At 54.2% G+C, this 14875-nt stretch carries 14 protein-coding genes; 5 read left to right on the top strand and 9 right to left on the bottom strand.

Annotated elements, in window-relative coordinates:
- Positions 1-524 precede the first annotated feature (524 nt).
- A complete protein-coding gene (locus J2S36_RS00140; RefSeq protein WP_309954366.1) occupies positions 525-1124 on the top strand; it encodes a hypothetical protein in 600 nt (199 codons plus the stop codon).
- A gap of 58 nt (positions 1125-1182) precedes the next feature.
- On the opposite strand, the gene J2S36_RS00135 is transcribed toward J2S36_RS00140, so the two are convergent.
- On the bottom strand, positions 1183-3528 hold the full coding sequence (locus J2S36_RS00135; protein WP_309954364.1) for a glycoside hydrolase domain-containing protein: 2346 nt from the start codon (positions 3526-3528) through the stop codon (positions 1183-1185).
- Between the two features lie 442 nt (positions 3529-3970).
- Here J2S36_RS00135 and J2S36_RS00130 point away from each other — a divergent pair, with 442 nt between their 5' ends.
- Both J2S36_RS00130 and J2S36_RS00125 read left to right on the top strand, forming a co-directional pair.
- Entirely contained in the window at positions 3971-4309 is a 339-nt protein-coding gene (locus tag J2S36_RS00130; protein WP_309954362.1) for a helix-turn-helix domain-containing protein, read from the top strand.
- 8 nt (positions 4310-4317) lie between these two features.
- Positions 4318-5166: an IS3 family transposase gene (locus tag J2S36_RS00125; RefSeq protein ID WP_309954359.1), complete on the top strand. Its 849-nt coding sequence runs from the start codon at positions 4318-4320 to the stop codon at positions 5164-5166.
- Positions 5167-5394: 228 nt separating this feature from the next.
- On the opposite strand, the gene J2S36_RS00120 is transcribed toward J2S36_RS00125, so the two are convergent.
- The 7 genes from J2S36_RS00120 to J2S36_RS00090 form a co-directional block, all read right to left on the bottom strand.
- On the bottom strand, positions 5395-5772 hold the full coding sequence (locus tag J2S36_RS00120) for an HNH endonuclease (RefSeq protein ID WP_309954357.1): 378 nt from the start codon (positions 5770-5772) through the stop codon (positions 5395-5397).
- Between the two features lie 160 nt (positions 5773-5932).
- Entirely contained in the window at positions 5933-6391 is a 459-nt protein-coding gene (locus J2S36_RS00115) for a hypothetical protein (RefSeq protein WP_309954355.1), read from the bottom strand.
- Positions 6382-7755 (bottom strand): SNF2-related protein, encoded by a 1374-nt coding sequence (locus J2S36_RS00110; RefSeq protein ID WP_309954353.1) that lies wholly within the window; start codon positions 7753-7755, stop codon positions 6382-6384. Before J2S36_RS00110 ends, J2S36_RS00115 begins: the two co-directional genes overlap by 10 nt.
- The gene (locus J2S36_RS00105; protein WP_309954350.1) at positions 7736-8014 is read right to left on the bottom strand and encodes a VRR-NUC domain-containing protein; all 279 of its coding nucleotides are present in this window, start codon (positions 8012-8014) and stop codon (positions 7736-7738) included. Before J2S36_RS00105 ends, J2S36_RS00110 begins: the two co-directional genes overlap by 20 nt.
- A gap of 128 nt (positions 8015-8142) precedes the next feature.
- Positions 8143-10404 carry a phage/plasmid primase, P4 family gene (locus tag J2S36_RS00100; protein WP_309954348.1) on the bottom strand — a complete coding sequence of 754 codons (2262 nt, stop codon included), beginning with the start codon at positions 10402-10404 and terminating at the stop codon, positions 8143-8145.
- Positions 10401-10838, bottom strand: a complete 438-nt coding sequence (locus J2S36_RS00095) for a DUF7768 domain-containing protein (protein WP_309954347.1) — start codon at positions 10836-10838, stop codon at positions 10401-10403. The genes J2S36_RS00100 and J2S36_RS00095 overlap by 4 nt, the downstream gene beginning before the upstream one ends.
- On the bottom strand, positions 10835-11617 hold the full coding sequence (locus J2S36_RS00090) for a phage antirepressor (protein WP_309954345.1): 783 nt from the start codon (positions 11615-11617) through the stop codon (positions 10835-10837). The genes J2S36_RS00095 and J2S36_RS00090 overlap by 4 nt, the downstream gene beginning before the upstream one ends.
- Before the next feature lie 247 nt (positions 11618-11864).
- Between J2S36_RS00090 and J2S36_RS00085 the strand changes: the two genes are divergently transcribed.
- Entirely contained in the window at positions 11865-12047 is a 183-nt protein-coding gene (locus tag J2S36_RS00085; protein WP_309954343.1) for a hypothetical protein, read from the top strand.
- Between the two features lie 93 nt (positions 12048-12140).
- On the top strand, positions 12141-12899 hold the full coding sequence (locus J2S36_RS00080; RefSeq protein WP_309954341.1) for a hypothetical protein: 759 nt from the start codon (positions 12141-12143) through the stop codon (positions 12897-12899).
- On the opposite strand, the gene J2S36_RS00075 is transcribed toward J2S36_RS00080, so the two are convergent.
- Positions 12896-14863, bottom strand: coding sequence for a DNA polymerase (locus J2S36_RS00075; protein ID WP_309954339.1), 1968 nt, complete (start codon positions 14861-14863; stop codon positions 12896-12898). The two genes, J2S36_RS00080 and J2S36_RS00075, sit on opposite strands and share 4 nt — an antisense overlap.
- Positions 14864-14875: the final 12 nt, after the last annotated feature.

Raw genomic sequence — 14875 nt, 5'->3', positions numbered from 1 at the left:
AAAATGAAGGAGTACGCTGTTAAGCAGCCGCATTCATTACCGCAAACATGTGTCGCTATCCTCAAATGTTGCGCTTTTATAGGATCATCTCAGTTATTCGCTTTTATACTATTTCACTTTGTCAGTAGGGTGAATGAAGCAGGTGACTTTCTGGTCTCTCTACTTGAACTGAGTTCGCTGACAATATTGATTGGTTTACTCCTCAAAAGCGGGATAGCTGTTTGCCCTAGCGATAGTTTTCCTGCTTGTTCTCATCACAGTTTTCATAACAGTCGGGTTGTTTATGCGCAGGTATAACCTGTCTATGTTTTTGCCATTTCCAGCATGAGGTTAGGCATAATGTTGTATTTGCCGACCGTGAGTAGAATTGTTTTGTTAGGGCACATCCGATACCGCAGACGCCTCTCGTTGCCCCGCCTATCCTTTTTTGCAGCACCTCTTGCCGCGTTTGTCTTACATAGATGATTCGTCAGCGGTAGCTAAGAGGTCTGCGATATTTCGCTTGAGTATCTGACACTGGTTCAATGAAATCGGCAGAAGTTACATCGGATCGCTTTGCAGCAAGGTCAATCTCAGTGTCGCCACTCTTGACGAAACGCGCAAGAGTTGCGAACGTGTTGTATGAATATAGTTATGTGATTTCAAAACTAGAATTTAGTTTGGAGGAAATGCCGCCGATGCGTCACCACAGTGGGGAATCTTCCATTCATGAGGATCACATTTTAGTGAGGCTTTATCGCGTTCGTCGAGGACTATGGTGGGTTGGTCTCGCCTTCTTCGCTCCAGTCACTTTCCTGTATGTTAATGATGATGCGGTTATAGCATTTCTTTCGGGAGCTCCAAGTATTGAGGCTGTTTCGCCATTTAGTGAAGGATCTTGGACTTACACAGTTCTCGCCTCAAAATATCTTGTTTTTTCGATAGCTTGTGGATACCTGTCGTGGATTGCGAACCGAATAATCCGATTTGTTGAGATCCTTCGCAAAGAAGATACAGAAACACTTGTAAACTGTAATACTCGAAAAATCATTCAGAAGGTCATCGTCTGGTGTGTGACGTGTTCAGTGCTCGTCTTGTCATCGTGGGGTTACTTTGTCTACGGACTCATATATTTCAGCTCGTGAAAAGTCGGGTAGCTTGCCCAGATAATCAGCGTGTTTTACCTGGGCAAGCATCGGACTGTTAGCGGTTGGGTGATGCAAGGAATGCTGCGTACGCTCGCGCTAGAATCTCGGCCTCACCAGCGTTGGGAAGAGAGCTTGCATGAGAAGCGAGCTCCAATAACTGTTGCGTTCCGACGATGTTCGTCAAACCCATGGCATCAATTCCATCCGTGACTACCTGGAAAGCTGCAACTAGGTTATCGGCACTACCAGCGAATCGTTCTTTGTAGAAGCGTTTAATCCGATTTGTCTCGCTATCTTTGAATGTATCTTCCATTGCTTGCGAAAGACTATGCTCTCCAGAGTGCTGTTTCATATACCTAGCTATCAACCATGCGTCCGCATCAGCAAGAACATCAGCGTACCCAAAGCCCTGCCCATCACGCGGGCTTCCAAGATGGGAACTAACCCATGAATACAGGTCGACAGACTTTGCATTATTTTGGTACTGACCCCATATCTGGAGCAAGTCTAAAGGCCATCCGCCAAGATCGCCAAGACCATATTCGTCAACAGGATAATCAGCTCCCCACGTCAAATATCCTAAAGTCGTTGCGGCCATGTGGGCGATATCTCGTTCTGACAAAGTTCCTTTAATCGTTGGCTGTTTGCCGCATACCTCAGCACAAACTAGACGCGCTGAAACCAATTCTGCAGGTAGTGCAATCTCAGGGGTGTACGTCTTCCACAAGATTGGAGCAAATTGTCCTTGCGACCAATATTCTGGCTTACGCAACCATTCGAGAATAAATTCTCCTACAAATCCTTTGTATGGTGCAGCGGGATTCATAAATCCACTCATTGCTGCGAGACATTGACTTTCTGTCTCTTTAACCCAATTCAGTAGCGGATCAGAAGCCGCATAATTGCGTTCAACAGTCGAGCATACAGTGGCTGCTCGCGAGTATGCGACGCGATCGAGGTCCCATTTTCCTCGGTATCCGCTGATTTCGTGGAATTGGTCGAATACCCAGTTTTCAGGAATCGGGAATCCTAGGTTTCCTGAAAAGCCTGTGGACATGTCTGAAACAAAGGACGCTGCTGCGTAGCCTGCTTGTGATACGCGGGTGCAGATGTTTCGTGAGGCATAGATCCCTACTCGGTATCCTCCGCCCAGGCTTTGAGCGACTGCTTCGAAGTACGGAAGGATGTGGCTGGTCACTTCAGGGTCTGTGGCATCGTAGTCGACAGCGAAGTAAATGATTGTTGGTGGCACGCCAAGGCGTTGAGCAGCATCTTGTGCTTCTTTCGCGTGACGGTGTCCGTTGTCAACAGTGAAATGAGTGAGCTTGGTTGAGTATTCTTGGAAAATCGGGAAGTACTTCAACCCATGCTTGACAATGCGTTCGAGCTCGCCTGGTCTCAACGCCTTGAAATAATTTTCTGGTTTCAATACTCCCATTCCTGGCTCAGTCAAATAGCGGCCAACAATCTGGTATCCATCAGCTTTAAGATACTGAGCAAGTTCTTCAGTGATTTCGAAGCGCGTATCACACGCTACGCAGTCACGGTCAGGATCTCCTTTGGAGGTAAGCAGGCTCATCCATGTGGTTGGATCGACAACGCCAGTAACGGGCAGAGCATAGTCTTGTTGGAACTTGCGAATCGTAGCTGTAAGAGTGGATGACCATGATTCGGTTGGAGTGATCTGGTAGCCGTTACACACGAGTGCTACGCTCGCAAGCCACACCCATTGGCTTGTGCCAGAAGAAATGGTACGAAGCCGAGACCGTGTTCCTGAACCAAAGTTGCCAGTAGCCTGCGTTGGGGTAAAGCCTTGTAGGGATTGGAGAACCTGGATTAGCGCCTTATTCATTTCACGGCTATATAATCCATCGGTCGGGACGATCCCCGTGTAATTCTTGTAATTTCGGTTGATGGCTTGTTGCGCAGTGCGGATAGTCGTTTTGCCACCATAAGCTGCAAGTAGACGGAACTGTTTCATTGACAGCAGCGCCATCATCATCTCGAGATCAACCGTGGCGCTCGTGTCAGACAGCCCAATATCGGACTTCATCCGTCGAATCGAGCTTGCCACATTATCGGTGAACTTGGTAGTGATTCCACCGTATTCAGCCGGGTAGCCTTTACACCACAAAGCTCCTTGAATAATCCCATATACTTTGTCATCGTTACCAGTCTGGCGAATGCCGTTTGGCCAGCGGTTCTTGAAACGTGATTGTGTTCCAGAACCGAAATTGTTCGCGGTTGCCGTAATCCCTAGTTCGATCTGTAATGCACGAATGAGCGCGTAAATTGTTGCCCATCCTGTTTTCCCCGTCTCTTCAACCGAGCCGAATCCTGTTCTGCTCCGATAGGTTTCGTTCAACCATTTTTGTGTCGCTAATACCATTTGATCGGTCATTATTTCCTCCTTCAGGAAACATGTCGTGTTTTCACAAGGCGAGCAGGATTACTCGCCTACAAGGAAGGCTTCAAAGCAAGGCGTTTTATCACCCCTGCTACTCATCGCCTTCGCATATACGTCCTCAAGAAAGCCCAAATCCGGACGGGCACGAAAAGGAAATCTGAGAAAAACTTGACGGCACTTCGCCTCTTTGCAGAACTGCCAACGAAACTTGAAAGGTTGTACTGAACCCTGAAAGTTGGATGTTTATTTGTTCAGTTTTAGGGTTGGGGGTGTTATGCGTCCTGATAGTTCGTTGTCGGTGGAGCAGCGAGCGGCGGCTGTTGATTCGTTTGAGGCGGGGTATGGCTCTCGAGCCACAGCGAGAAAACTTGGGTTGCCGTTTCGGCCGGTGAATCTTCTTTATGACAGGTGGGCTCTCCATGGGAGAATGGCGCTTGTGGCACGTGATACGAAAGCTGTTTACTCGTGGGAGTTCAAGCGCTCGATTGTTGCTCGCTTTCTTGCTGGCGAGACCGCGACGCAGCTGGCGGCAGAGTTCAATTTTTCTTCGGTTGATATCGTGTATTCCTGGGTGCGGGTGTGGCGTTTAGCTGGCGATGAGGGCTTACGCCCGAAAAGGCGTGGCAGGAAGCCGAAAACGTTAATCGCTAGCCCTGATCCCGAGAGGCGCGCGATGGTTCCGGATGCTGCGTTGATTGAGGAGAATACGAGGTTAAAAGCAGAGGTAGCGTATTTGAAAAAATTACGAGATCTGAGGGAGCAGGGGCAAGGCTGAAAACCCGTGTGGTTGCCACTGTCAGATCTGAATACCCGTTGCCGGTACTGTTACAGGTAGCCAATCTGGCGCGATCGACATTCTATTATCAGCTGGGGCAGATGCAGGCTCAGGACCGGCATGTGAAGTTGAAACAGGCGATTCGGAAGATTTTCGATAAAAGCCATCAGCGTTATGGTTATCGCCGTGTGCGGCTTCAGCTGCTGCGCGATGGGTGGTGTGTGTCGCGCAAGCTTGTTGCTAAGTTGATGAGGCAGCTCGGTTTACGCTCTAAAACGAGGAAGCGTAAGTGTTACAACTCTTACCGCGGTACAACGTCACGTCGGGCTGATAATCATTTAGATCGGCGGTTTGCCACGGAAAAGCCGAATCAACAATGGGTCTCCGATATTACCCAGTTCCAGATCTCGGGACAGAAGCTGTATTTGTCTCCGGTGATGGATTTGTGTGATCATTCGATTCTTGCTCACACTCTTTCGGTGTCTCCTACAACGAAAGTGTCCGCGTTGAGCCTGAAAAAGGCTTTTCGTGTAGCGGGTGATCCTGAAGGTGTTCTTGTTCATACTGATCAGGGTTATCACTATCAGCACCAGTCATGGATCAGTCAGCTAGTTGAGCATCAGTGCGTTCAATCCATGAGCCGTAAGGGCAATTGTTACGATAACTCCGTGATGGAGAACTTCTTTTCTCACTTGAAAGAAGAAATGTTCAACAATGACTCATTCGTTTCCATCAGCGAGCTACGCGCAGCGATTGACGAGTACATACAGTGGTACAACACTGGGCGTATACAAGAACGGCTCGGAGGGATGACCCCAAACGAATACCGGCAACACGCACTAACCACCATCGGATAGAATCACACTGTCCAAGAATTGGGGTTCAGTACAGGTTAATACCCTGTTTGATTCAGAAACTTTATGCACGGTTGGCCCCGCCCGCTGACCCCTCCGAAGGCCGTAGAGATCGAGAGGCCCCAACCCCTCACCAGGCTTTCGACATTGCCCCGTGTCCAACGAACACCATCAAGATGGGCATCTTTGAGGTTCCAGAACTTTGACGCGACAGCGGGCAACGCGCGCTCGTCAGTAGGTGTAGACCCGAGATTGTTGCCGCCACCGGTCATCATCGAGCGCGCTCTGGCGAGAGTGGCAGGGCTTGCACAGCGAGCGAAGGTTCTCAAAGTCGTGGGTGCCGCCGTGTTCGAGCGGGAGAACGTGGTGAACCTCTTGCACAGGCGTGTACTTGCCTTGCTCTAGGCAGTCTTCGCAGAGCGGATGGGCTGCGACGTAGGCGGCGCGAATCTTGCGCCACCGTGAGCCGTAGCGGCGGTTAATCTTCGGATCACGCTGATACTTCCGATACCGAGCATCCTCAGCCTTGGCATGGGCCTCGCAGAAGCGTTCACGGGTCAGTTCAGGGCAGCCAGGATATGAGCATGGAGAGGCTGGTTTGACCGGCATCGCTGGCTCCTTCCCACTGGATGTGGTGAAGCCCCAAGATTCCCGTGTGTGTGGGTTCTTGGGGCTTCTCCTACTTTTCAACCACCTACAGTATTGCAGGCCGAAACAGGCAAATGCATCCGCTGTTCTTGACACCTTTTGGCGCAAAGGCGAAAAACCCTCACAAACGGCCGTACAGCGCAGTCGCAAGCCGAGCCAAGGCACGCGACTTCTTCTGGTAAGCGGTGGTGCGCTCGACGTAGAAGTGGTTACAGATCTGCTGCACGGCCTCATCTTGTGTGCCCTCGCCGAGGAAGAACGCCTCCAACACCAGCCGGTCATCCCCGGAGAGGATCTCCCATGCGGGCAGGAACCAGTCCATGTACTGACGAGCCTCAGCGTAGCGAGCCTTGTAAGTGTCGATGCGTTCAATCGTGGCCACGATCCTGTTCTCGGACGCATGCAGATCGCCAGATGGTGGTGTGCCGTCCATGCGCGGGGATGCTGGGCTGGCCGCATCAGCATAGGCGGCCTTGATCTGCTCGTCGGTACTCTCGATGATCTGTTCCATCACCGCATAATCCTGCAGGGCTGCAATCGCGGCTTTCCTTGTGTCGAGGTATTTCGTCATCACATGCATGAGCTTGTCCTTTCAGTGGTTGTGATTTCTGCTGTGACCGCGTCGATCAACGCAGCCTGCGTAGCATCTTTCGCATCAAGGGCTTTGAGCACGACTTCATCGAGCGTCCCTTCAGAGATCAGGTGCGTGATCGTCACAGGTTCGGATTGCCCTTGCCGATAAAGCCTGGCGTTCGTCTGTTGATAGAGCTCGAGACTCCACGTCAACGAGAACCACACCAGCAGATGCCCACCGCTCTGGAGGTTCAGCCCGTGGCCGGCCGACGCGGGGTGAATCAGTCCGAACGTGACTTCTCCGCGATTCCACGCTTCGATATCCGCGCTTGTTTTGAGTTCGCGAGCCTGCGGGAACCGGGAGACGATGCGTTCGCGGTCATGGGTAAACCAGTAGGCCACGAGCAGTGGGTTGCCGTTGGCTGCCTCGATGAGGTCTTCTAGAGCGTCGAGCTTGCGCTCATGCACAGAAGCCCAGTCACCCTCGCCGGTGTAGATCGCGCCGCTCGCGAGTTGGAGTAGCTTTCCGGACAAAGCTGCGGCGTTCGCGGCATCAACCGTCGCCTCATCAAGGTCGAGGACGAGGTCTGCCTTGAGTTGCTCGTAGACCTTGCGTTCTTTCGGCTCCAACGTGACGGGCGTGGTCGTGACCGTCAACGGCGGGAGTTGGAGGTGGTCGGTGGTTCGCATCGACAACGTCATGTCACCAATCGCCCCATAGATCTCATCCTCAGCACCCACACGGGGCTTATAGGTGAAGACCTGCATCCCATTGCGCTTATCGGGCACAAACCACCGCTCACGATAACGAGTAATGAAACGGCCCAAACGCTCGCCGCCGTCGAGAAGACGGAACCCAGCCCACACATCCATCAGCCCGTTCGACGCTGGCGTTCCGGTCAGGCCAACCCAGCGTTTAACGTATGGGCGCATTTTCACCAGCGCAGTGAACCTCTTCGCACGATGGTTCTTGAAGCTGGACAGTTCGTCGATGATGACCATGTCGAACGGCCACGCACTCCCAAGCTGGCTAATGAGCCATGGGATGTTTTCGCGATTGATGATGGTCACCATCGCAGACGCCGCGAGAGCGTCCAGCCGGTCTTGTTTGGTGCCAACAGCGACCGATACGGTCAAACCTCGCAGGTGATCCCACTTCGCGATTTCTGCAGGCCAAGTGTCTCGCGCGACGCGTAATGGAGCGATGAGGAGGACGCGGTGGATGGTGAAATAGTCGAGCATGAGCTGCCAGATCGCCGTCAACGTGATCACCGATTTGCCCAAACCCATCCCAAGAAAGATCGCCGCCTCGTGATGGTCGATGATGAAATCGGTCGCCTGGCGTTGGTAGTTATGCGGCGTGTAGTGCATCAAGCACCTCCTCGATCCCGTCAACCGAATCGACAACGAAGGTCTGGAATCCCTGGTCGCGCAGTTGGTTCATCCGATGCTGTTGGATTGGGCGTGGTTGTTTGCCTGGTGCTTTGAGCTCAACGAAAACTACGCGGTTTCTCATCAGGCATATCCGGTCAGGTACACCCGTGGTTCCAGGGCAGACAAGCTTCCAGCACAAGCCACCGATGTCTCCAATGGCTTTCTTAAGCTGAGCTTCGATTGTTCTTTCATTCATGACTTTTCCTTGAGTTGTCAAGGGTTGTGTTGGTCATGTAGGTCTAGTTCTAAACCTCTATATAGAAGTATTTTTTTGGCTTCTATATAAAGGGCTAGTACCGACGTACACGACCAACACACCCGTCGTTAGTTGAGCTCGAATTCGTCAAGCAAGCGAAGTCCTCGGATGAGTTTTCCGCGATTGTTTCGACGCGAGGTGAAGCCGTTTTTCTCCACGGCCGCATAGAAATCACTCGTTGAGCGCACGTACTCGCTACGGCTAAGCGCCCAAGCCCTGTAGGAGGAATAGAGCGCCCCAGACTTCTCTTCAAGACCCGGGTCGAGCTCGCAGCATTCGTCGAGGAAATGGGCGAACCAATCGTTAGCCGCCCGATACTTCTCCGACGCTTCTACTACACAGGCGGGTGGGGCGAGCCGGTAATTCTCGGCATGGATCAGGCGTGCGCCTTCCATAATCCAGGCCAGCACTGCTCCGCCTGCGTGGGTATAGAGGTGGTCGGCATAGTTCTTCACATCCACACTGGGCTGGATGGTTTGGGTGAAGGGGATGACGACAAGGCGCCTCCAGATACCGGTATCCATCGCCCCGACCTTGGGCAGGTGGTTTGTGTAGAGCACGAGGGTGTGGGAGGGTGTGAAGGAGAAGGGATCTTTGTATTTCTTCTCCGCTGCGATCTTATCCGTCGAGGCCAGCTGCTTCGTCGACGAGGTCGATAGACGCACGCCCTCATCGTTCTCGCCAGCGATCAGGAGGCGGCGGGCTCGGGTTTCTGCCATTTCGTGCTTGGCGTTGTTCTTCTTCCCCGCAATCAGCACCTCCGCCGAGATGGTCTCCGAATAGGAGCCGAGGACGCGGGCGATGGTGTTCCAAAACGTCGACTTACCGTTGTTTCCATCCCCGTAGGCGATGATGAGGGCTTCGATGAGAACTTTGCCAATCGCGGCCAGCCCGCAGACGCGTTGGACGTAGGCGATCAGCTCGGCATCGCCGCCGAAGGTCAGCTCGAGGGAATCACGCCAGACCTGTGCTCCCTCGTCGGAGGGGTCGGTTGCGGTTTGCTTGGTCAGCATGTCCGCTGGGTCATGCTCACGCCTACTCCCGTCCCGCAGATCAAACGTTCCTGAGGGCGTATTGAACAAATACGCGTCAGCGTCGAGCACTTCGGGATTGATGAGGGCGAGGGGTCGGGCTTGGCGCATGACCGCCTGGATCGTGCGGTCTGAGCGGCATTTGTAGATGAACTTCTGCCACTCTTGGGCCGCCGTCAGCTCCCGATACACCCGCGCCTGCTCAGGTGTAAACATGCCGAGAGCTTTAGCTTTGGTCATGGCCACGAGCATCGCCGTCACCCCGAGCTCGCTGGCGCGTTGACTGATCGCCTCCAGCTCAGCATCGACTTGCTCTAACTGGCGGGTGGTCAGTTCTTGTACGACGTGTTGGACTTTAGGTTCGTTTTCCTCCCACACCCCGCCTTCGTAAACCATCCACGCTGTCGCAGGCGAGTAACAGATCCGATTCGCATACTCACTGGCGAGGACCATGGCTTGGCCGACGTCAGTGAAATCCTCCGGCTTCAACGTGGTCAACTGCGCATACGCCTCGGGCGGCAGGTAGTCGGGGTTGGCTGCGACCTTGGCGGCGAACCGGCACGCCGAGTTCCAAATCGTCGTCAGCTCGCTGTCACTGAGTGGTGGTTCGCATAGATTCGCTTTACGGTCGAACAAGTCACGTGCCTGGTCGGTCTGCCCGTAGCGGATGAGCACCCTGCCTGCGAAGCGCGAGAGCGTAGCGTTGCGTGACCCTTCACCAATCACAAGAGTGGAAGCATCGAAGGTGGCGAATACGTCGATCTCGTCAGCGTTATCGAGCCAGGCATCGAGGATCTGGTCGCCTTCATGCACCGTCACTACCGCGTTCGACGCCCCGTAGATGAACCTTCCTGCGTCGAGAGCGTTGCGATCGAAGAAGGAGAACCGTGATGCGAGGCGGTGCTTGAGCCCCGCATAGTCGTCCGCGTTCGTGATCGTGTGGATTGGGAAGTAGACATGGAAACGCGGCCGCGCCGAAAGCACGCCCTTCGGCTTCATGTGGTTGCGGGAAGTCGCGGTCATAAACTCCACACCAGACATCACCTCAGCGACCTTCTCGGGTGTAATCCACTCGGCCTGGGTTTCTGTATGGTCGTTGTCGATATCCATCACCACGCAATCCGAAGACATGAACGTTGCAGTTGAGCGACGGTCATTCACATAGGTTGCGGCCACATGATCAAAGCCAGCAACCGCCACTAGGGATGCCGCGTCGGCGATGGTGTGTTTGTTCGGGTAGCGGTTATTGTTCTGCACGCCGCTCACATTTGCGGCGTACAAGGTGAAAGGCGTGGTCATGGCATGACCTCCTTGAAATCAGAATCGAAATACTTAATCGGCAACTCGAGGTCGCGTGCCCACCCAATTTCCAGGCGCATACCAGGGCTGACGTGTCCGACGTATGCCCACAGGGCTTCGCATTTGGCGAGCAGCACCCTATTGAAGAACATCGCCAACTCACGCTGATCAGAATCGGCGTCGTCCATGAACTGCGGAAATAACAGATGCGGGGCGAACGGGATCTTGCCTGCTGCTACTGCGAGCTCGCAGAATTGGCGGGCGAGCTCAACGTTCGCCTGCGTGTCGCCCGAATACGGTGAGCAGATATAGACGAGCGGGCGGTAGCCAAACTGCTCGCGCTGGAGCTTCTTCAAAGCGTGGTAGCTTGTCAGGTCCAGATAGCCTTCGGTGTTCTTCTTCGAAAACCCAATATCAAGAGTCGTGACGGTCATGCTTGCACCTGGCCCTCACGCTCAATGACCGGCAGAATGCTGAGCTGGTTCTTGAGAGCCTCGTAGATGAACAAGCGGCCTTTCTGTGTCCAGTAGGTGTGAATCCGGGTGCGATTACCGTCGTCAATGACATGAGTTTTGGTGTCGGTGTAACCGTTGCCAGCGTGCTGGGCGTAGAGCAGCCACACGCCCGATTGCTTGTACTGGATACCGAGTTTGTGCAGGAGCTGGTTGAGCTTGCGACCAGAAAGCCCATAATCCTTCGCAATCACCGTTATCGGAAGAGCGTCCTTGGCTTTGAGTACCATGTCGTAGTAGGACAGTTTCGGTTTCGCTTCAGCCAAGGCTTGAGCTTGCGCAAGATTCTGCAACGTGAGCTCTGCGGTTTTGCGGCGCTCCGCGACGTAGGCATCAAGCACTTTGAGGAGCGCTTCAGGATTAGTGACCAGCTCATCAGTGGCATACAGGCCACGGTGGCGGATCGATGGCAGCACCTCGTGGGTGACCCAACGCTTGAATGCTCGGGCTTCTGGTTTGCGTGATGCCATGATCAGCCCGTAAAGGCCGGGTTCGTTGACGCACCATGTGGCACCGCCGGAGAACCCTAAGTTGAACTTAGCCTTCTCATCATCGTCGAGACGCGAGACAGCAACCGATGGGTTCGTTAGCTCGAGGGCTTGGCAGATATCGGCGGCGATGAACCACGTCTGATCATCGGCGGCGAAGCTACGTACCTGCCCAAAACGGTCATTGGTAAAGGTTTGAATGGTGTTTCCCATAACAAGGCTCCTGTTCTGAGAGCCAAATAGACGAAAGGTGCACCGATTGGTGCGAGCGACTCTCAGTGGTAGGCCACAAACCTTCAAGGAGTTAACCCCCAGGATGGGTTTGTGGTCACTGAGCTTTGGGGCTCTCGCACATACGCCCTCGAGCACCACCTAATCCGGACGGGTGTCATGAAAATTGCTTCCCGAGATGCCGGGTATACCCTGCAGACAAACAGTGCAGCGCGGGCGAGCAGGAGATATGGGTGAGATGGATAAAGCCACGGTGTGGGCGATGGCGAAAAACATGCGGCTATTCGCCTTCATGGAATACCTGCGCGACCTCAACAATGACCCAGCACCGAGTGCTGTAAACCAACAGATAGCCGCGTATCTGCGAGAGTTCATGGAAACCGACCCGAGCATTATCCTTGACGAACAGTAGAAGCGCGCTGGCTAGTTCCATCACAGGGCGTGTTCGTCAACTCGCCTTGGAGATAGAGATGTCTCTCGTCCGATACGAAACTAGAATTGCGTCATGGGAAGGATCTACGGCTACTACGAGTGGGATGAGACAGTTGGCAACCCTGGACACAGAATCGATGGTTCGCTTCATCAGAACCTATACAACGAAGATCGAGTATTGTCCGGTCACGCCCGATTCGTACCCGATGAAGATCGCTTGAATCCGGCAGACGAATACTCGTATGAGAACACATTCGTCACCTCTGACCATCGCCGCGAATCTGAAGAATCCAATGAGCTCGCCGAAGTTATCGGTGAACTTATTGTCGCAGTTACGGTGGCAGGGATAGCCAAGGCGGCTCCTCACGTCAAACAATGGTGGCAAGAAACGGCGCGACCTGCTGTGAACCGTCAGGCGAAATGGATCCGGAGCATCGGAAGAAAGAAGAAGTCTGACGAGCCCGAGACACAGGTGCTAAATCCAGCACGCGATGAACACGCCGCCATCGAACTGGATCAACGACAGATCATGTCCCGCCAAGAAGCAATGGCACGGATTATCGCTGGGCTTGCAGCAAAGGCGTATAGCGACGAACAACTACGCATGGTCAAATCCGCGCGAATCGTCGAGGTTGAAGATTACGCAGAAATTGAACAAGCACTCTCGCAGATTCCTTCTGAGCAGTTGCAAGCTCTAATTATCGAGATGGTCAAGAACCCGGCGCTTCTAGAGGACGGATCGCTCGCAAACCTCGCAAGCATGCTCAACCCGTCAAACCAGCACCTTGGGCTGTCTCCTGAGCCAATCCATCGCGAAGATCCAAAGATTTAATCCTTGCGGTAATAGGCACACTCATACCCATCCGCATCCAGCGGAAGGCCTTCCGCCCATGCTGGGAGCGTGGACATTAACTCACACGCATCGGCGACGGTGAAGTCCGAGTTTGTGGGTTCATCGATGACGATTTCGTCATGAACATGCATCACAATCCGATGCCCCGCCTTGGCGACTGCGTGCATGCCAGTGACGAGCAGGTCACGAGCGATCGCCTGGACGATATTCTCGACGAGTTTTCCACCGTAGGTTTCGAGTTGTCCCCAGCGCCGTGCAGTGGTGGTGCCGGTGTAGGTGATGGAGGTACCGCCCCAACGGTTCTCGCCCAGACGCGGCTGCACATACGCCAACCGTCTACCGGATGGTAGTTCGATGAAGAGAATCCCAGACTCAACACTAAAGCGCAGATTCCGTAGTCGAATCGGCTGGCGCGACGAGATCGCGGCAATCACGGCTTCTTCAACGTCGGCCCAGAGCTGCACAGTATGTGGATTAGCTTGCCGCCAGGCATCGACGACCGGTTTGAGCTCATGCTCGGCGAGTCCCATGTGCAGGGCACCCATAGCTTTCAGCGCACCAACAGAGCCGCCATAACCACAGGCGAGCACCGCAATCTTCCCCTTCTGGCGAAGCTCGGCGTTGATGCCGTGTTTTTCTACTGGGACGCCGAACATGCGGGAGGCGGTTTCGCAGTAGAGGTCTTTGCCCTCACGGAAGGCCTGGAGGGTGGTGGTTTCTCCTGCGAGCCAGGCAATCACGCGCGCCTCGATTGCAGAGAAGTCCGCGACAATAAACCGATTGCCGGTACTAGGGATGAAGGCGGTGCGGATCAACTGCGAGAGAGTGTCGGGCACGGAGTCATACAGCAGCTCAAGCGCATCAAGATCACCCACTCTGACCAAGGTTCGTGCTTGGTCGAGATCAGGCAGATAGTTCCTCGGGAGGTTTTGGACTTGGACGAGGCGTCCGGCGAAACGTCCGGTACGTCCTGCGCCGTAGAACTGGATAAGCCCGCGCGCCCGGCCATCGGATCCTGCGACGTTGTGCATCGCCTGGTATTTCTTCACGCTCGATTTCGCCAGATCACCACGGAGTCCGAGGACTTCTTTCACCTCACCGGTCGCGGTGTCAAGGGCGGCATCGACGTCAGCCTTGGCGAGTGAGTCGATGTGGCAGCCGTGGGTGGTGAGCCAGTCCTTCAGCTGGATGGGTGAGTTCGGGTTCTCCAGCCCGGTCAATGTCTGTGCCCGAGCGAGTGTCGCGTTGCGGTGATGATCGTCGACGGCAACCGCGTGATCGACCAGCGTGTGGTCGAGAAGAATCCCAGCATCATTAATGCGTTGGTCGAGCGTGTAGGTGTCCCACTCGTCATCGGGCATCGGGAATGATGAGAGCCGCTCGTGGATGGCGAGCTCGACTTCGACGTCGCGCCGGTTGTACTCGATGAACCGCGCCCACCCGGTCGGGTCAGCTGATGGTGGGTTCCTGCGTTTGCCGCCGTTCAGGACTGAGGGTGTGGCGGGTGTGCAGAACTGCTTTATCAGCTTCTTGCCTACTGTGTCTTTTTGGACGTCGAGTTTGAGGACGGTGGCAACCGCGTCGAGGCTCATCGGCAGACCAAGGTAGGTCGACCAGATCATGGTGCACCGCCACTGCCTTGGGCCAAGAAACCCATCAGCGAGAAGCTCTGGATGATGCGCTCGTAGCCAAGCGGACAAGCAGACACGTTCGAAGGCGGCGTTATGCGCCCACTTGACCACATCCGGATCCACCAGTGCTGCGAGAACCTCATCGGGCAGGGTCTCGCCGCTGGCAAGATCCACCACTTCGACCGGGCCGCCGTCGACCGAATATCCGAAGAGTAGCAGGGCGAAGTCGGGGTGGTCGGCATACGGGTAGACGCCTGTCTTGGCGAGTTGGGCGGGGCTGAAAGATTCGATATCGCAGAAGAGTGTTCGCATGACGAGGTTCCT

This window comes from Arcanobacterium hippocoleae, from assembly GCF_031456295.1.
GTDB lineage: Bacteria > Actinomycetota > Actinomycetes > Actinomycetales > Actinomycetaceae > Arcanobacterium_A > Arcanobacterium_A hippocoleae.
Note: the sequence above shows the minus strand (reverse complement) of the source record. Positions and strands in the feature narration are given on the sequence as shown.